General features: G+C 34.3%; 15 protein-coding genes and 1 tRNA gene. 9 read left to right on the forward strand and 7 right to left on the reverse strand.

All coding sequences use genetic code 11. The annotated features are described in order from the left end of the window. Positions 1–44: 44 nt before the first annotated feature. The 3 genes from Q1A73_RS08520 (at position 45) to Q1A73_RS08530 (ending at position 4,692) form a co-directional block, all read left to right on the forward strand. Entirely contained in the window at positions 45–1,925 is a 1,881-nt protein-coding gene (locus Q1A73_RS08520) for an AAA family ATPase (RefSeq protein WP_298922835.1), read from the forward strand. 2 nt (positions 1,926–1,927) lie between these two features. Beyond that, positions 1,928–3,493 carry a UvrD-helicase domain-containing protein gene (locus Q1A73_RS08525; protein ID WP_298922836.1) on the forward strand — a complete coding sequence of 522 codons (1,566 nt, stop codon included), beginning with the start codon at positions 1,928–1,930 and terminating at the stop codon, positions 3,491–3,493. 74 nt (positions 3,494–3,567) lie between these two features. Next, complete coding sequence (locus Q1A73_RS08530) at positions 3,568–4,692, forward strand: hypothetical protein (protein ID WP_299604183.1); 1,125 nt, start codon at positions 3,568–3,570, stop codon at positions 4,690–4,692. Positions 4,693–4,720: 28 nt separating this feature from the next. Here the strand turns inward: Q1A73_RS08530 and Q1A73_RS08535 are convergent, their stop codons facing one another. The 7 genes from Q1A73_RS08535 to Q1A73_RS08565 form a co-directional block, all read right to left on the reverse strand. Beyond that, on the reverse strand, positions 4,721–6,301 hold the full coding sequence (locus tag Q1A73_RS08535) for a type IV secretion system DNA-binding domain-containing protein (protein WP_298922838.1): 1,581 nt from the start codon (positions 6,299–6,301) through the stop codon (positions 4,721–4,723). Between the two features lie 5 nt (positions 6,302–6,306). Further along, positions 6,307–7,338, reverse strand: a complete 1,032-nt coding sequence (gene mobB, locus Q1A73_RS08540; protein WP_299604186.1) for a MobB family relaxase — start codon at positions 7,336–7,338, stop codon at positions 6,307–6,309. An 11-nt stretch (positions 7,339–7,349) separates the two neighbouring features. Beyond that, positions 7,350–7,730 carry a BfmA/BtgA family mobilization protein gene (locus Q1A73_RS08545; protein ID WP_062054296.1) on the reverse strand — a complete coding sequence of 127 codons (381 nt, stop codon included), beginning with the start codon at positions 7,728–7,730 and terminating at the stop codon, positions 7,350–7,352. 431 nt (positions 7,731–8,161) lie between these two features. Continuing rightward, positions 8,162–8,359 carry a hypothetical protein gene (locus Q1A73_RS08550; RefSeq protein ID WP_298922840.1) on the reverse strand — a complete coding sequence of 66 codons (198 nt, stop codon included), beginning with the start codon at positions 8,357–8,359 and terminating at the stop codon, positions 8,162–8,164. Positions 8,360–8,370: 11 nt separating this feature from the next. Continuing rightward, positions 8,371–8,820: a JAB domain-containing protein gene (locus Q1A73_RS08555; RefSeq protein WP_062054439.1), complete on the reverse strand. Its 450-nt coding sequence runs from the start codon at positions 8,818–8,820 to the stop codon at positions 8,371–8,373. Between the two features lie 73 nt (positions 8,821–8,893). Further along, complete coding sequence (gene ssb / locus Q1A73_RS08560; protein WP_099543840.1) at positions 8,894–9,238, reverse strand: single-stranded DNA-binding protein; 345 nt, start codon at positions 9,236–9,238, stop codon at positions 8,894–8,896. Between the two features lie 842 nt (positions 9,239–10,080). Continuing rightward, positions 10,081–10,162, reverse strand: a tRNA-Leu gene (locus Q1A73_RS08565). Positions 10,163–10,376: 214 nt separating this feature from the next. Between Q1A73_RS08565 and Q1A73_RS08570 the strand changes: the two genes are divergently transcribed. The 6 genes from Q1A73_RS08570 (at position 10,377) to Q1A73_RS08595 (ending at position 17,186) form a co-directional block, all read left to right on the forward strand. Continuing rightward, the gene (locus Q1A73_RS08570; RefSeq protein ID WP_299604191.1) at positions 10,377–11,318 is read left to right on the forward strand and encodes a ribose-phosphate pyrophosphokinase; all 942 of its coding nucleotides are present in this window, start codon (positions 10,377–10,379) and stop codon (positions 11,316–11,318) included. A gap of 25 nt (positions 11,319–11,343) precedes the next feature. Further along, a complete protein-coding gene (locus tag Q1A73_RS08575; protein WP_299604193.1) occupies positions 11,344–11,946 on the forward strand; it encodes a 50S ribosomal protein L25/general stress protein Ctc in 603 nt (200 codons plus the stop codon). A gap of 231 nt (positions 11,947–12,177) precedes the next feature. Further along, a complete protein-coding gene (gene pth / locus Q1A73_RS08580) occupies positions 12,178–12,804 on the forward strand; it encodes an aminoacyl-tRNA hydrolase (RefSeq protein ID WP_299604195.1) in 627 nt (208 codons plus the stop codon). Positions 12,805–13,003: 199 nt separating this feature from the next. Continuing rightward, positions 13,004–13,936 (forward strand): bifunctional riboflavin kinase/FAD synthetase, encoded by a 933-nt coding sequence (locus Q1A73_RS08585; RefSeq protein WP_299604198.1) that lies wholly within the window; start codon positions 13,004–13,006, stop codon positions 13,934–13,936. Then, the gene (locus Q1A73_RS08590) at positions 13,933–15,252 is read left to right on the forward strand and encodes an HTTM domain-containing protein (protein ID WP_299604200.1); all 1,320 of its coding nucleotides are present in this window, start codon (positions 13,933–13,935) and stop codon (positions 15,250–15,252) included. Before Q1A73_RS08585 ends, Q1A73_RS08590 begins: the two co-directional genes overlap by 4 nt. Positions 15,253–15,287: 35 nt before the next feature. Next, positions 15,288–17,186 carry a histidine kinase gene (locus tag Q1A73_RS08595; protein WP_299604202.1) on the forward strand — a complete coding sequence of 633 codons (1,899 nt, stop codon included), beginning with the start codon at positions 15,288–15,290 and terminating at the stop codon, positions 17,184–17,186. Positions 17,187–17,269: the final 83 nt, after the last annotated feature.

Here is a 17,269-nt window from a genome sequence, read left to right on the forward strand (position 1 = left end):
AAGTTTGTTAAATTTATGGGTTTAACTAACCTTCTAACAATACTATGTATGTATCGCAACTTGAAATAAGTAATTACAGGAATTTCAAAAATTTTACCATAAAATTAAAGCCTGTTACTCAAATAATCGGCGAAAATAATATCGGGAAATCAAACCTTTTAGACTCGTTAGGCTTAATATTTAGCCAAGAAGTATCTTTTTTCAAAAGACGTATGTTAGATGTTTCGGACTTCAACTACGATACAATTTTGAAACTCAAAAAAGAAATCTTAGACACTACTATTGAGCCAAAAAATATTTCCTATCCAAAAATTATTATAAAGGCAACGCTCAAAGACTGGGATTTAAAACAAGAAGCAGTTATAACAGATTGGATGAGTAATTCTGATTTTACAGAGGCTACTCTTACTTATACGTTCGCACCAATAGCATCCTTTGATACGCTTGAAGAAATAACACAGCAAAGACTGTTCCTTCAGGAATATGAAAAAGAAATAGGGTCTGAAGAATTCAAAAAAATACCCGAAAGAGAGATTCTGAACCTTATTAATTTTCCTATTTCAAAATATCATTACCGTATACACGGTGGAAACCAAAATGAGAGTGTGGCAAATGCCTATCACTTAAACCAACTTAAGTTTGAGCTGCTGGATGCTCTCAGAGATGCTAAAACAGAACTTTCCGCAAGTAGGAATAATGGGTTACTATTTAGGGTACTGAATGCAAATGAAGAAACCGATTATCAAGACTTGAAGAAACAGCTAGTAGGTCTTCAAAGAGCAATTGAAGGCAATAAAGCTATTTCAGGAATAAAAACACGAATTTCAGAGCAACTTGATAAAATTTCATTAAGTACTGAAACGTCCAATAATATTGTAGACCTTATATTTTCTCTTCCGAATGTTTCGGACTTGCTGAAGAAATTAAGCCTAATTTACAACGATAACCCCATAAAAATAGAACGTAACGGAACTGGACGAAATAACCTTTTGTTTATTTCATTGATGTTATCATTTATAGAAGACCCTGAGCGAATGCAGTCTACTTTTTTCAGAATAGTAGGACTTGAAGAACCGGAAGCGCACCTTCACGCGAATCTTCAAAATCATTTAGCCTCAAATCTTGAAGGACTGATAAAAAAAGAGGATGGAACCTACAGAAAGGATATACAGCTCATACTTACTTCACATTCTAACCATATTACTACCAAAATAGATTTTGAAAATACTGTAGTCCTTCATTATAAAAACAATAATGTACAAGCACATTATATATTGGAAGGTTTTGGAACAACTGCCGAAGAAAAAAGGCAGGTGAATTACCTGAAAAAGTATTTGGATAGTGAGAATGTCAATTTGTTTTATTCGAGGCGATTGGCGTTGGTAGAAGGAATATCCGAAAAACTTCTCTTTCCTATTTTCTATAAAATTCAGACAGGTGAGACGGTTGACCAATCTGCTTGTGCTGTGGTTAACGTTAATGGACTTGCATTCAAAAATTTTCTTCAAATAATTGTAAACGGTTTTCATACTAACTGCCTAGTATTAACAGATAGCGATATAGGAACACAATCTGAAAATAGAGCTCAAGAACTTAAAGATAAATATGATGGTATAGACGAAATAGATGTACAAATTTCCGAACTATCTACATTTGAAAAAGATTTAATAAATTATAATAAATCTGGAAGCGGTAAAATTATTCTGTCCAAAGTTGTTCAATTAGTACGACCCAATGCAGGGAAAGATTATGTAAATGGTTTAGGTACAGATGATATTGATATTGAAGGATATTTTGCTTTAATTGAAGATTACAAAAGTGAATTTGCGTTGCAACTTTCGTTAACGTTGGCAGAAGACCATAGTGGTTTTGTTATCCCAAAATACATTGAAGATAGCATTAAATTTTTAGACCCTTTAATGTAGATATGGGAAATTTAGCTAAACCAAAACTCGTTATAGCTGGTCCTGGGGCAGGAAAAACCCACGGTATGGTGGATGAAATAATCCACGCGCTTAAATACTTGGAACGACATCGCTATATGATTGTTGTTACCTATACGAACTCTGCAACTAAAAATATAAAAAAACGTCTTGGTAAGCGGATAGCCATACCTCCAAATTTGTTTATTGGAACCATACATTCTTTCTTAAATAGATTTATAGTAATTCCATATTCAAGTTTGCATAACCAAGATGTTAATGGTGAAAAATTGTTTATTCAATGTGGAACAGATGATGTTTTAAATAGGATGTTTCAGAATAACGGCGAAACACCTGATTATAAGGCTAAAAACTACATTAAAAGTCGATTAACTACCTCCTTGCACAAAGATGGGTACATCACCTATGACCAAACGCTAAGTTTAGCCGAAAAAGCTATTGCTAAACAGAGAATAAAAGAAATGTTAGCTAACAGAATTCAGTATTTGTATGTTGATGAATTTCAAGACACTGGTAATAAAATGTTTTCAATAATAGAATCTCTTAGAAAGGAAAAAAAGACAATTATATATTGCGTTGGCGACCCCGAACAATACATTCAAAGCTTTGATTCTTCCATTAGGAATTTTCAAAACATACCGATTCTTAAAGCTTCAAAAATGAACCAGTATGAGACAATATTGAATAAGTTTAATAGACGCTCGGTAAATACTATTGTAACTTTCTTAAATCATTTTAGCAAACGAGTTTACGAGAGCAACACATTTGAACAACACTGTCATAATGAGATACCTGGTACACCTGTCAAATTCATAAGTGCCACTCAAGATATTACAACAATGCTTCCAGAGTTCTTTGCTCGATGCGAAAAAGAAAATATTTCATATAAAGAGCGAGGCATCATTTCAAAAAAAAATGATGTAGTAAATAAAGCGATTGCCGCTTTGAATGGGAACGTTCTTGCTCCAGATAAATCTGCAAAGATTTCTGCAGTTTCTGAAATTAAAGACACATTGCTATCATCGTTAGGAACTAACCAAAGTAGTTTTTGTGACGAGCAAGGACTTACACCTTTTGATTTAAGAATAATGGCTGTTCAAATAATAAGAGCCATTCGAGAGGAAGTCATAACAAATGAAAACTCATTTGCTGCTTTCGTAAAAGATGAATTTGGTCTTACTATCAAAAACAACATTCCTTTTAAGTTAGATAATCTAAGACAAATAATTGTTTCGAACTCTAACGCTAACGCGATTATGGTTTCTAACATTCATAGATTTAAGGGGCTTGAATTAGATGCAATACTTGCTATTGCCAAAAACGAAGTAGAGCTTAATCTTTGGTTGGAAACAAATACCAAGACTAGGGATGAACATTCAGACCGAGGCACAAGTGATTATCCTAGATTAGGTTATGTAGCTTTTAGTAGAGCAAGAAAAGTTTTGTGTATATCTTGTTTAGAGCCTATTTCAGATAGCACAAAGCAAAAGTTGAGCGATTTAGGGGTTGAGATAGATACTCCAACTATAAAATTCCCAGAACTTTTATGATAAATAAAAATACCCTCCAATGGGTATTTTAGAATTACTCAATATTTATATATTGCATTGATAAAACAAAGAAAATGAGAAACTTATACTTAATAATGTTATGTTGCGTCACTCTAAGTGGTTTTGGACAAGAAACCTACTATAAAAGATATGGCATAAAAAATTTCATAGATTTTTTAGAAGACAAAGTAGATGACTATGACTATAACAGTTTATCCGACATTGAAAAAAGTAAAGTTATTTTTCTATCAAAAGAAGAATGTTTACCCTTCCCAAAATTAACAAAAGAAGAGAAAGCTATTATACAAAAAAAGCTAGATTTAGTTAGAAACAAGCTTTTATCTAAGGTTGTTTTTACGGACTGTAGTGGTAATTCAATTGAAATAAATAGCAAGAACGTCAATAATCAGGCTGTCATAGACTTAATAAGTGCTAAAGTAATCCGTAGAGCCAAAATCTACGATAATGAAAAAACAAATACAAAGAAAAACACATATGACGGTGGACTTTTATTCAAAGACGATAGATTATATGTGAATTTCTGGCCGTTTATACCGCCAAAAAAGAAAGGGGATAAAAAGAAAAAGGACAAAAACACACAAGAACTCTTAGCTGACGCAACAGCTAAAAATAAACTGAATATAGACAATGAATCAAGAGAAGAATTGTTTTACAAATTACCAGATGACCATACTGCTACCTTTCACTTTACAGAATACACAATTACGGCTATAACTATACCATTGAAATATCGTTTTCAAACAGATAGAGATGCCCTTGATTCTTCTGACCCTGAAAATATAACCGAAATTAGTGTAGAAAGTGAAGAGTTTAGTACTTCTGTAAACATCGCTCTTTTCGGTGGTTGGACTTGGGGGAAAACAAAATTCACTCACAGGAAAAAAATAGGCAATAGAACAAATACCAAAAAAAACACAATAGGTTTATTTCTTGGCTCCTCTGCAGTAGAACTAAAATCGACTAATACTGATATCACATTAACTCAACCACAAGGTGATAGGGAAGGAACTTTTGGCACAATTAGTTTCGGACTTGGTTATGTAAAAAGTTGGAATAAAATTAGTATTGGCTTGTTTACAGGTATTGATAAGGGTGTGGGAAGAGTTTCAGAAGCTTGGATATACGATGGAAAACCTTGGTTGGGCATAGGTGTGGGATATGATTTGTTTAAATTATAAGTTCCATCAGCTATATTGATTTTAAGGTTTACTTGAATATAGACCTCGCATTCTCATAAATCCTCTCAAAATTTGCCTCTAAATCAGCCTGAGAAAATGGTTTTGATACTTTCGGTAATTCTCGTTGAATATTAGCCAATTTGAACTGAACTTTCTTATCCTTTCCATCAGCATAGGTTATAAATTCGCCCTGTTTTAACCTGAAGAAAACATCAGCACGAATCTTAGGGATTTCTTTTTCTCCAGTCGTAATACGTGTATCAAAATCGAGATTATGTCCACGACTTATACTTTTCGTTGGGTCTTTGATAATTTCAAAAAAGCGTTCGTAATATTTGGCGGTGTCTGGGTCGTTAACTTTACCAAAAAATTGATAGGACAGATTGCTTAAAATTGCTTTGCTTGCTTTATCGCCATACATCATATCATTCTGAATTTTATCTTGCATTACATAAATGGTGGCAATATCATAACTACGTAAAGTTGCAGGAATACGATGCATATTCAATAATCGGATAGTTGGTGCTTCTTCCATTAGCAAGAATGAAGGCTTAGAATTACGAACACTCATTTGTTTGGTAATGGTGTGAATAATTGTTGCAATTACAGGCGAATAAGATGTCTCAAATTTTGGGTTGTTTACTACAGAAATAATTGCAGGATTTTCTTCACTGTTTATATTCAATGGAACTTCATCTGCAGATAGTGCCATAAAAATACGCTGCGTGCTAATGCGCTTTAATGCATTGGCCAAGGTGCTTTTTACACCAGCCGTTTGTCTATCGGAATCCTTGCCACTAATAAAAGAATCTGCCATTGCACGCGATGTAGTGTTGGTTTCCAGAAACTGGATTAAGCTTTTTGTATCAAGAAATTGATAAACAGCTATCAAATGGGGTAACGTACAATATTCTGGATATTCGGTTTTTAGTTTCCAAATCAAACCACCAATCAATCCTTCCGCAGCATCATTAAAGAATTTTGTTGTGCCGGTTGTTCCGCTTTCTCTTTGCTCCAATAGGTTTTCAATCAGCACCCTCGACACTTCGTTTACGCTTTCCTCATTCTCTAAATAGCGAGGTGCAATAGGATTTACCCTATGAATGATTTTATCGAAGGAAATGACCTTAAACGGAATATCGCCATCTTTTAAAAGTGGATAAGCCATTTCGGTTAGTTCAAAGTCTTTGTAGTCGTGAATGATACCACAAAAGCTTTCTTTCCTGAAATGTTTCAGAAAACCATAAACCACACTTTCCGTCTTACCGCTTCCCGCAGAACCAATAATAGACGCACCACGTTTAATATTATCTAATTTGAAGTTTCCTTTGCTCGTAGCAAAACTAACTTGGTATTTAGTATTTCCATTTTGTGCGCTTTCAGTCTTATGCAGAAAGACATACAATCCTGTATTGATTAATAGTAAAGGACAAACTAAATAGAGCAATATAGATACCAATTCATTTCCTTCGGACATATAGAAGACGAGAGTTGAAAGCAGTATGATATTCAAAAGAAAGGCATATCTGCTTACCCGAAACATCGCATAGAAAACGGTACTGGCCAGACCAATAATTGAAAGTGTTGTTATGATATTATCTATTAGCATACTAATTATATTCCGATGGAACTTGATTTTATGGCCACTTCCGCACCACGCCTTAACCGTTTGAAAACCCGAAGTGCAATTTGCGCCTGAGTAACAGGAATACTTGGAACGATTGGCAATCCCGTTTTCGTCATCATTTTGAAAGCCATTGCTCTTTCGTTAGCAGGTAATTTCATCAAAGCCGCAAAGTAGAGCTTGGGATTTTTCACAAAATCCTTTCGCGCCTTATAGGTCTCGGCAAAGTTTCTATTATAGCCAAAAGTCTTGTCGAAAGTCTTTTCGGCGCTCTCAAAAAAGGTATCTCTATCGAAACCACGTTTTACGTTCTTACCGTGCATTTCAACCTCTGAAGCTTTGTGCTTACTTCCCGGGGAAAGGCTGATTGAATTGGAAGCATCTTTTCTACTCACGATGATATGAATGTGACTTTGGTTTCCATCTTTTTGCATTCCCTGGACTATCCGTTTTCCATTTTGTTGATGTGGTGCTTGGCGTTCCAGTTTGGCAATTTCTTTTCTCATTTTTTTGATATTCCCTTCAGCTCTTGCTTCTTGAACATTTCTGATTTCTGTTTTGAGCTGCAATATTTTTGTGGCAAAGGGTTGGTTTTCTTTTATCTGAAAATCCGTTCCTTTAAAGGTGCGTTGATGTTCAATTTTTGCGAAGTACTTAATGTCATTCATCGTAATAGGTCGCCCATTGATTTCCCGATTGAAGCTGGCAACATAATCCTTCATCAATTCACGAGTATAGTTTTTTAAATCTTGGCTATTGTTCTGAAGTTTGCGTAATTCATATTTTGAAGGACTGACCGTAATGGAATAAAACTTGGGTTCTTTCTTTTTCAATTTTGCGGTGTTTCCATCAATCTCTTTTACTACTTCTTCAGCAGAAATCTCATCCCCATATTGATTGAAAAAATGTTCCATATCCTGTTGTTCCAAACCTTGATTTTCTTTCTCTAAATACCCCACAAAATCCGCTGAACTTTGTGAGTAATTTGCACCCAATTTTTGAGCTGTGATTGTGATATACATAATTCAAAAAATTAGAGTTGATTACTTGTATTTTGCTTTTCACGAAAGCGCACTTCTTTCTTTTCTTCGGCATATTTCTTTTCTACAATTAGCGGTTTTTTGGTCGGTTCTTCTGTTTCAAAAAGCGATTGAATCATTGCCACCGTGGGTTTGGTTTGTGTCTTTTCCACGTCCCGCATTATGGCAATGACTGCATTAATTCTTTTTAAGAGTTTGGCTTCGATGGTGCGTCCTGTTGGACCTAATTTTTCTTTAGGGGAAATCTCGTTGTAGAAGAAAAAATCGAGCATCGTGGACATTGCCTCGGTGTGCGATTTGAAGTATGTACGTGAGAAAGTTTGGAAACGTTTTGCAGTTTCTTTTTTAAATCTAATGCCAGTAAATGAGTCCATATTTCGCCGATTTGTCGCAAAATCATCCCTAAAAATGGGCGTTTCCAGCCCGTTTGTCGCAAATCGTTGATTGTAAAGAAATTAAAATATATTCAAATTGGTGATAATCAGCTATTTGAAAACGAAAAAGAATACGAAACATCGCGTAGCGTGTTACCCTCTTGCTATTCCTTTTCGTCCCGCGTGCGGGACAAAAATCCATACAATCCGGCTAAAAAGCCGATTGCCATTTACAGGGAAAATAATTTTCCGATATGTTATTTTTCGATGTGTAAGGGTATCGGCGAAAGTCGAAAAGTGGATAACCTTACTTTAATTTGTGCGCTGAATTTCAGCAATGTAAAGATACATTTTTTTCTTGAATTGGATATACATTGCATACAAAAACACCTCTAAAAAATCAGAGGTGTTCGGTTTAAAAATTGATAAAACTATATATTGAATACGTATGTGTAGGAATACAAATTCCGAAATGCTTCTTCTTCAATCATTGTTTTAAAACAACCATAATTTTCTTTTACGTATTTGCGAATACTATCGCCAAATTTTCGTTTCACATCTTCTTTAGAATTTTCCAAAAGTCGGTTTTGAGCTTCTTCGCTCAAGTCTGTAAAATTGAGATATATCATAGCTATAAATTTTACAGAATTCCATTGTCAGAAAAACTATAGTAATCGCCATCGGGTGCAAATATCAAATGGTCAAGAATGGTGATATCAAAAAGTTTGGATGCTTTTTTAATCTTGTTTGTGAGTTGTTTATCCGCATCACTTGGTTGTAATTTTCCACTTGGATGATTGTGCACCAAAATGATGGCTACGGACAAGGATTTTAAAATTACTGCAAACAATATTCTTAGGTCTATTAATGTGCTTGTTATTCCGCCCTGCGAAAGTTGATACACACCTTTTACCTTATTGCTGTTATTCAATAAGACGACTTTAAAAGTTTCTTGAATACCAATAGTATCTTTATCCCAGTCTTCAAAAAGCAATTCTGCTGCATCTTGCGAATTTCCTATTTTATGCCACATTGAGGATTTCAATTCCCCCTTATAACTAATCTTTATTTCATTAACTTTGTGCTTCATTGTTTCTATTATTAATATGGATAATGAAAAGAGGGCGCATCTTTCGACGGTTACGCCCTCTTTAATTTTAGGTTTACTTATCGCCTTTACTTCCAAGTAAAAGGATTTCATCGGCTACCACTTCCGTAACATAGCGTTGTTCATTATCATCGGTTGTATAGCTTCGGGTTTTTAGTTTTCCCGAAATTCCAACTTCTTTCCCTTTAGCAACATACTTCTCTACAATTTCGGCAGTCTTACCCCAGGCTACAATTGTATGCCAATTCGTATCTGTTTGCTTTTCGCCTTTACTGTCTTTGTAATACTCATTTGTGGCTAATGAAAAACGGGCTACTTTCTTTCCGCTTTCAAGGTTCGTAATGGTTGGTTCTTGTCCAACGTTTCCAATTAACTGTACGTGATTTTTAATAGTACTCATAATAAAATATTTAAGTGATTTATATTTCCCCTATTGATTTAAAACAGATTAAATTTTAAGGGGTGTTTGTTCTTTTCTTCTGTGCACCGCACAATGGATAGAGTGGGTTTTGTCAAGACTTTTAGGGAATAAATCAGGTGTGTTTGCGACGTAGTAAATTCCTTGGAATTTCAAGGAAGTAGATACCTTATTTTTCACTAAAACTTTGTACAGTCTTGACAAGTTCCATAAGGGCATTAGCAATTCTTTTAAACGCAGTTGCGTTTGAGCGTACCGACAGTTAAGCGAAATAAGCAGCTGCGGTTAAATTAGAATTGGTTATGTCGTGCCTGTTTTTCGACGCCCCGAAAAACAACAAAGGCTTTATCCATTATAAACCCCTTAAAATGTGTAAGACAGCGGTTCGGTTTTTAAGAATTTTCGAGGAAGCACTCAAGAAGGGCTTACCGTAAATTCTGTTAAGAACACCGAAGTGATGACTTTCCGATGAAAAGCGGACTTAATTCAAAATTTTGGCTCATAAATGAAGTGTTCCTTCCCAGAGCATCGGGAAGGGTTAATGGAATGGAAAGTTAAAATTGGGAATTGTGTCCAAGACCTTTGTAGGGAAGCTCTTTTCCCGAAATGTAGCTTTTCGCGAAATGCAGGGGAATGGGCTGAGTGGGATTAAAAATAATTACGGTATACTAAAAACTATTAACCAGACACCCAAATAATACGATTCAATAGTATTAATAGTCAAAAGTGTACAATTCAAATGAGATACATCAAAAACCCCAAATGTTGTACCTATGTTGTACCTGAGCATAAAAAAAGCCTAGATTTTCATCTAAGCTTTTTCGTACCTCGGGTGGGAATCGAACCCACACACCTTGCAGTACCGGATTTTGAATCCGGCGCGTCTACCAATTCCGCCACCGAGGCATTAAATTTCAAATCTGGATTTTGAATCCAGCGCGTCTACCAATTCCGCCACTTGAGCATTTTTAATCGAATTGGACGGCAAAATTAAAAAAATAATTCATCAGATCCATTAAATAAGTAATAAAATACTCACCAGAGTAGAAATAAATTTTTAAATTTGCACCTTGTTTTAAAAAAATAAGTTTTAACTCATTACAAAACAACTGTTTACCCTATGCCTAAATCAATTACAGAAGCGCAATTTTTTGCGTGTACCCAAAGTACAGAATTAGCTGAGAAGATCGTACATGCGTATGGGGCGAAATTAGGTAATGTTATTACATCAACGTATAGTGATGGTGAGTTTCAACCGTCTTTTGAAGAATCGGTAAGAGGATCTAGAGTTTTTATTATTGGATCTACTCATCCTAGCTCTGATCATCTAATGGAGATGCTGTTAATGTTAGATGCTGCAAAAAGGGCTTCTGCCAGACATATTACAGCAGTAATGCCATATTATGGTTGGGCACGTCAGGACAGAAAGGACAAACCGAGAGTTCCGATTGCAGCAAAGTTAATTGCAAAAATGCTAGAAACTGCTGGTGCCACAAGAATTATCACTATGGATTTACATGCAGATCAGATCCAAGGATTCTTCGAAAAGCCCGTAGATCATTTGTTCGCTTCTACTATATTTTTACCGTACTTACAATCCTTAAACCTGGACAATCTTACCATAGCTTCTCCAGATATGGGTGGTTCTAAAAGAGCATATGCATATTCTAAAGCACTGCAAAGCGATGTGGTAATCTGTTATAAGCAACGTGCCAAAGCCAATGTGATTTCTCACATGGAATTAATTGGTGATGTAACCGGAAAAAATGTTGTATTGGTAGATGATATGGTAGATACTGCCGGAACACTTACCAAAGCTGCCGATTTAATGATGGAACGAGGAGCAAAAAGCGTGAGAGCTATTTGTACTCACCCTATTTTATCTGGTACTGCTTATGAAAGATTACAAAATTCTAAACTAGAGGAATTAATCGTTACAGATTCTATTCCTTTAAAACAAGAAAGTAACAAAATTAGAGTGATTACTTGTGCAAATTTATTTGCAGATGTAATGAATAGAGTTCATAATAATGAGTCTATCAGCTCTAAATTTATAATGTAAATTAATAACTATTAATATATTTAAAATGAAGTCATTAACAATCAATGCATCTCAAAGAGAAAGCGTAGGCAAGAAAGCAACAAAAGCCTTACGTAATGCTGGACAGGTACCTTGTGTTATTTATGGTGGAGACACTATTGTACACTTTGCAGCGCCAGAAATTGCTTTCAAAAATTTAGTGTACACTCCAGACGTTCATACCGTGGTAATAGCGTTGGATAATGGTAAAAACATAAACGCTATCCTACAGGATATTCAATTTCATCCTGTAACTGATAGAATTTTACACATCGACTTTGTTGAGATTTTCGATGACAAACCAATTACAATGGAAATTCCATTTAAAACCACTGGAAATTCTCGTGGTGTAAGAGCTGGTGGTGTGTTACGTTTTAACTTAAGACGTATTAAGGTAAAAGGTTTAGCATCAAAATTACCAGACCTAATCGAAGGAGATATTACAGAATTAAAAATCGGTAATAAATTATATGTTACTGATGTAGCTAGTGAAGATTATACAATTCTTCATCCTGATAACACAGTAATCTGTCAAGTGAAAACTTCGCGTAACGCAGTTGCAGATACTGATGATGAGGAGGAAGAAGAAGCGGCAGCAGCTGAAGCTTAATCTTTTCTTCATAGAAAACAATCAAAAGCGCTCTGATTATTTTTTCAGAGTGCTTTTTTTATTTTTGCAATGATTTTATGAGGGCGTGTCCTCCGCTATACTTCGGTCGGGCTATTCGTTTTACTCCTCGATTATTTATCTATCGAGAGCACTTCGACAAGCTCACTGCAGTACCGCAAAATCTATAATCTGCGGGGTGCTCACTACTATCCCTCACGCAAAAGAAGAGCTATGTTTGCTATTTTTAGAAACCTTTTTTCAAAAAAAGAAGAAGAAACTCAAGAAGATCTTATGAAAAAATTTCTTGTTGTAGGTCTTGGTAATATTGGACCTAAATATCACAATACACGCCATAATATTGGTTTTAAAATTTTAGACGCTCTCGCAAAAGAGGAAAATCTTACTTTCGAAACTGAAAAATTAGGAGATCTAACCACCTATAAATATAAGGGGCGTACTTTATTATTACTAAAGCCAAATACATATATGAACCTCAGCGGAAAAGCAGTTCGCTATTGGCTTACCAAAGAAAAAATAGCTATCGAAAATCTTTTAGTCATAACAGATGATATCAATCTACCATTTGGCACAATTCGATTAAAAGCTAAAGGAAGTGCCGGTGGCCATAATGGTTTAAAAGATATAGAAGCACAACTAAATACTTCCAAATATTGTAGATATAGATTTGGTGTTGGAGCAGAGTTTAGCAAAGGCAGACAAGTAGATCATGTGTTAGGAGAATGGAATTCTGAAGAAGAAGCTGCCATGCCAGAAAGATTGGATAAATCCATTGCACTTATTAAATCTTTTGCAGGTGCAGGATTAGCCAATACAATGAACACCTTTAACGGAAAATAAATAGTAGATCTCGCAACATTTGCTTAATTTTATAGCTATCTAGCATTATGTATCTAATTATGAGTTATAAAACTAGAATAGCCACATGGTTGTATCAAAATTAATCTTCTTGAAATCAGACAAACACATAACACATACCACAGTTGTTGCTCATCTATATAAATTCCATCTTACCCCTAAAAATCAATAAGAAAAGCGGATGAAACTTTATAATGACGCAAAAACATATGATAATCATTCTCCTTCAGTTGTTACTATCGGAACTTTTGATGGAGTTCATATTGGACATAAAAAAATAATTGATCGGTTAATTGAAGCCGCAAATCGAGATAATCTAGAATCTGTTATTCTTACATTTTTTCCCCATCCTAGAATGGTATTACAAAAGGATACTAATATAAAATTGATCAATACAATTGACGAACGTATTCAAATTTTGGAAAAAACAGGTTTGGATAACTTAGTAATTCACCCATTCACAACAGAATTTTCTCGACTTACTGCTAAAGAATATGTAGAACAAATGCTTGTTGGCACTTTAAATATTCGTCATGTAATTATAGGATATGACCATCGTTTTGGTCGTAATCGAAATTCTAATATTACTGATTTAGCATCCTTCGGAATTCAAAATAATTTTACTGTCGAAGAAATTTCAAAACAAGATATTGACGATGTCGCTGTTAGCTCTACCAAAATTAGAGAAGCTTTGCTAGAAGGAGATATTACCAAAGCGAATAAGTACTTAGGGTATAATTTTATGCTTACAGGTAAAATTGTAAAAGGAAAAGAGCTTGGCAGAAAACTAGAATATCCAACAGCCAATCTTTATATAAAAGAAGAATATAAACTAATCCCTAAACGAGGAGTATACGTAGTAAAATCTCAAATTAATAATAAAACATACTTTGGGATGATGAATATCGGTAATAACCCAACGGTTAATGGACAACATCAGACCATCGAAACGCACTTTTTTGATGCTTCTTTTAATTTATATGAAAAGAAAATTCAGATAGAACTTTTAAAACGCATAAGAGACGAAAAGAAATTTAATTCTTTGGAAGATTTAAAAATTGCGATGCAAGAAGATGAGGATTTTTCTAGAGAATATATAAATTCTATGGTATGATCAATCGTTGGTTATTTACACAAATCGACAATAGTGCATTAATAATTTTTAGAGTCTTTTTTGGATTTTTAATTGCTGCAGAGTCGTTTGGAGCAATCTTAACTGGATGGGTACGACGTACATTAGTAGAACCCCAATTTACATTTAATTTCATTGGTTTTGAGTTTTTACAGCCATTACCTGGTAATGGAATGTATTTCTATTTTGCGCTCATGGGAATCTTTGGAATCTTTGTAATGATAGGTTTCAAATATCGATGGAGCATGATTGCATACACCGTACTTTGGGCTGGTGTATACTATATGCAGAAATCGTCATACAATAACCACTATTACCTCTTATTACTACTTTGCATCCTTATGAGCACATTACCAGCAGGTAATTACTTTTCCATAGATGTAAAGAAGAATCCTGCACTCAAAAAAATATCAATGCCCAGATGGTGTGTTTTATTTATTATCATTCAATTATGGATAGTATATACTTATGCCTCTGTAGCAAAATTATATCCGGATTGGCTGGATTATACTGTTGCAAGAAATTTGATGCTCTCTAGAGCAGACTATCCAATTGTTGGAAGTATCTTACAAAAACACTGGACACACGTTAGTATTACATATTTTGGCATTCTATTCGACCTTCTAATCATCCCATTATTATTATGGAAAAGAACACGGTTAGCTGCTTTTTGTATAAGCATATTTTTTCACCTTTTTAATTCATTCGTATTTCAAATAGGCATATTTCCGTATTTATCGCTCGCATTTAGTGTATTCTTCTTTTCCAAAGAAAGAATACATAAAATTTTCATGCCCAAAAAAGAATTCTATATCGATAACGAAATTATTGTACCTTCTTATAGAAAGTTTTTGATACCCGCACTATCGATATGGTTTCTTATTCAACTTGCCTTACCTGTTCGGCATTGGTTTATTCCTGGCGATGTTTTATGGACCGAAGAAGGTCATAAATTAAGTTGGAGAATGATGTTGAGAGGAAGATCAGGACATACTAACTTCTACATAGAATTTAAAGACGAAAAATCTAATAGAATACGAGTAGACAAAAATCAATATTTGACTAAAAAACAACGTAGAATTGTAAATACCAAACCGGATGCCATATGGCAGTTTGCTCAATTCCTTAAAAAAGAACACAAAAAACAGGGGAAAGATATTGCGGTATATGTAAAAAGTCGTGTATCTGTAAATGGCAAAAAATCTAGAGTCCTCATAGACCCAGATGTGGACCTTACCAGTGTTGATTGGAACTACTTTACAACCAATCCTTGGGTAATTAAATATGATAAAGAATAATTCTTTATTATTGTATAGCAATATTTTAGTGTGTAATGGGGGTTTCTACTAAAAGAATATTACTTGTATGTATACTACTTTCTTTTCTGGCGAATAGCCAAGAGAAGAAAGATTGGTACTCTTTTTTTGGAAAAATACCCAATACAGTTTCAAAGCATTATTATCAGAAATTAAAAAACTCAGAAAATCCAATAGACAAGGCTAGAATAATGGATACGATTGCTACGATACACATCCAATCCGGAAATACGGATTCGATTATTTATTACGGTAACTTATTGCAAGAGCATATTTTATCAGAAAAAAGCGCATTCGAAGAATTCAATATTTATCTTTCTAAATCCTATCATATCCTCGGAAAAGGAAAGCTACAGAAAGGTCTTTTTGATGATGCTATGAAACACCATCTCGATGGTATTGAGATCTCACCCATTTCAAATATGGAGAGAATGCACTATTCTCATCAACTAGGTCTAGGAACAGTGTATTTATATCAAAAGGAATATGACAAAGCACAACCTATTTTTGAAAATTGTATCAATAACACAAAAGATACGAGCCTATTGCTTTTAGCCAACAAGTTACTAGCAGATACATTCTTTTTTAAAAATGAGTTTTCTGAAGCTAAGTCGATATATCTTGAAGTATTAGAAGGGCTGAAACTTTATGAGAATAATAAAATAAGACTACAGACCCAATTAAAATTAGGGCGAATAGATCTTTTCGAAAAAAATCTTTCTCATGCGCTAACCTATTTTTCTTCAGTAAAAGATATCGCCTTAGAAAGCAAATTCTATGACTTATATATCGATGCGGTTATCCAAATGGGTATCGTTTATTATAATCAAGGTTATACACAAGATGCAGAAATAATACTATCCTCTGCTTATGTAAATACGGTACAATGGAATAAACTAGAACTACAACGCGACGTAATCAATGTACTTAGAAACTTAAAAGTTGCAGACAACGATTATGAAAACGCTTACAATCTGATGACGCAATATCTTTCTGTTTCCAACCAGATTCTTAAAGATCAGAACAAAGCTATTGTAAAAGAAATGGAGGTAAAGTATCAGACTCTAGAAAAAGAAAAGGAAATACTTGCTCTTAAGGAAGAACAACTATTAAAAGAAAGTGAAATTGAAAGACAACGTACTATCAAAAAAGCCTTTTTGATAGGTTTTCTAATTGTTTTACTCCCAGTCATTGCTCTATTATTTGTTTATTTTCAAAAACTAAAAACACAAATTGCGCTGAACAAATCACAAGAAGAAGTAAACTCTCAAAGAGTTCACGCATTAATGATTGACCAAGAATTAAATCTTATCAATGCTACCATGGAAGGTCAGAATAATGAACGAAAACGATTAGCACGAGAATTACATGATAGTATAGGAGGAAATCTAGCCAGTATAAAACTGCAACTTTCTGGCGTAGATGATCAAGAAAGTTTTCAATCTAAGATCATCAAACAAATTGATGAAACCTACCATCAGGTGCGCGATATTTCTCATAATTTGGCTTCCAAGAAGTTTCAGGATAATGGTGTGTCTTCCCTTATTAAAGAATATGTGAACAACATAGAAAACGGTAGTAATCAAAAAATTTCATTCAATCCTTATCCCGAAGAGAAGATTAATGAAATTGAAAGTCCATTAAAAGAAGAACTATTCAAAATCATACAGGAATTACTCACCAATACATTAAAACACGCCCAAGCAGATCAAGTAGATATATATTTGAATAGATATCAAACGATTCTACAACTCCTTTTTGAAGATAATGGTGTTGGGTTTGACACTTCAAAAACCAGAGAAGGAATTGGTTTTGAAAATATTAGAAACAGACTAAAACTTCTTTCAGGCAGTTTAATGATAGACTCCACTATTGATAGAGGTACAGTGATCAATATCGAAATTCCCGTTTCTTAATCTCACTATGGATTCTTCTTTGCTTTAATTCGATTTCTTTAGATATCATTTTCAAGTTAATAGTAGTAAATATCCATTGATCG

This window comes from uncultured Aquimarina sp. (assembly GCF_947492115.1).
Classification (GTDB): domain Bacteria; phylum Bacteroidota; class Bacteroidia; order Flavobacteriales; family Flavobacteriaceae; genus Aquimarina.

What these genes read in the sequence shown, in the direction of transcription:
- pth (WP_299604195.1), top strand. Translation starts at nt 12,178, where the DNA reads ATGTTTGCTATTTTTAGAAACCTTTTTTCAAAAAAAGAAGAAGAAACT.
- Q1A73_RS08525 (WP_298922836.1), top strand. Translation starts at nt 1,928, where the DNA reads ATGGGAAATTTAGCTAAACCAAAACTCGTTATAGCTGGTCCTGGGGCA.
- ssb (WP_099543840.1), bottom strand. Translation starts at nt 9,238, where the DNA reads ATGAGTACTATTAAAAATCACGTACAGTTAATTGGAAACGTTGGACAA.
- Q1A73_RS08555 (WP_062054439.1), bottom strand. Translation starts at nt 8,820, where the DNA reads ATGAAGCACAAAGTTAATGAAATAAAGATTAGTTATAAGGGGGAATTG.
- Q1A73_RS08545 (WP_062054296.1), bottom strand. Translation starts at nt 7,730, where the DNA reads ATGGACTCATTTACTGGCATTAGATTTAAAAAAGAAACTGCAAAACGT.
- Q1A73_RS08550 (WP_298922840.1), bottom strand. Translation starts at nt 8,359, where the DNA reads ATGATATATCTCAATTTTACAGACTTGAGCGAAGAAGCTCAAAACCGA.
- Q1A73_RS08520 (WP_298922835.1), top strand. Translation starts at nt 45, where the DNA reads ATGTATGTATCGCAACTTGAAATAAGTAATTACAGGAATTTCAAAAAT.
- Q1A73_RS08595 (WP_299604202.1), top strand. Translation starts at nt 15,288, where the DNA reads ATGGGGGTTTCTACTAAAAGAATATTACTTGTATGTATACTACTTTCT.
- mobB (WP_299604186.1), bottom strand. Translation starts at nt 7,338, where the DNA reads ATGTATATCACAATCACAGCTCAAAAATTGGGTGCAAATTACTCACAA.
- Q1A73_RS08575 (WP_299604193.1), top strand. Translation starts at nt 11,344, where the DNA reads ATGAAGTCATTAACAATCAATGCATCTCAAAGAGAAAGCGTAGGCAAG.
- Q1A73_RS08590 (WP_299604200.1), top strand. Translation starts at nt 13,933, where the DNA reads ATGATCAATCGTTGGTTATTTACACAAATCGACAATAGTGCATTAATA.
- Q1A73_RS08570 (WP_299604191.1), top strand. Translation starts at nt 10,377, where the DNA reads ATGCCTAAATCAATTACAGAAGCGCAATTTTTTGCGTGTACCCAAAGT.
- Q1A73_RS08535 (WP_298922838.1), bottom strand. Translation starts at nt 6,301, where the DNA reads ATGCTAATAGATAATATCATAACAACACTTTCAATTATTGGTCTGGCC.
- Q1A73_RS08530 (WP_299604183.1), top strand. Translation starts at nt 3,568, where the DNA reads ATGAGAAACTTATACTTAATAATGTTATGTTGCGTCACTCTAAGTGGT.
- Q1A73_RS08585 (WP_299604198.1), top strand. Translation starts at nt 13,004, where the DNA reads ATGAAACTTTATAATGACGCAAAAACATATGATAATCATTCTCCTTCA.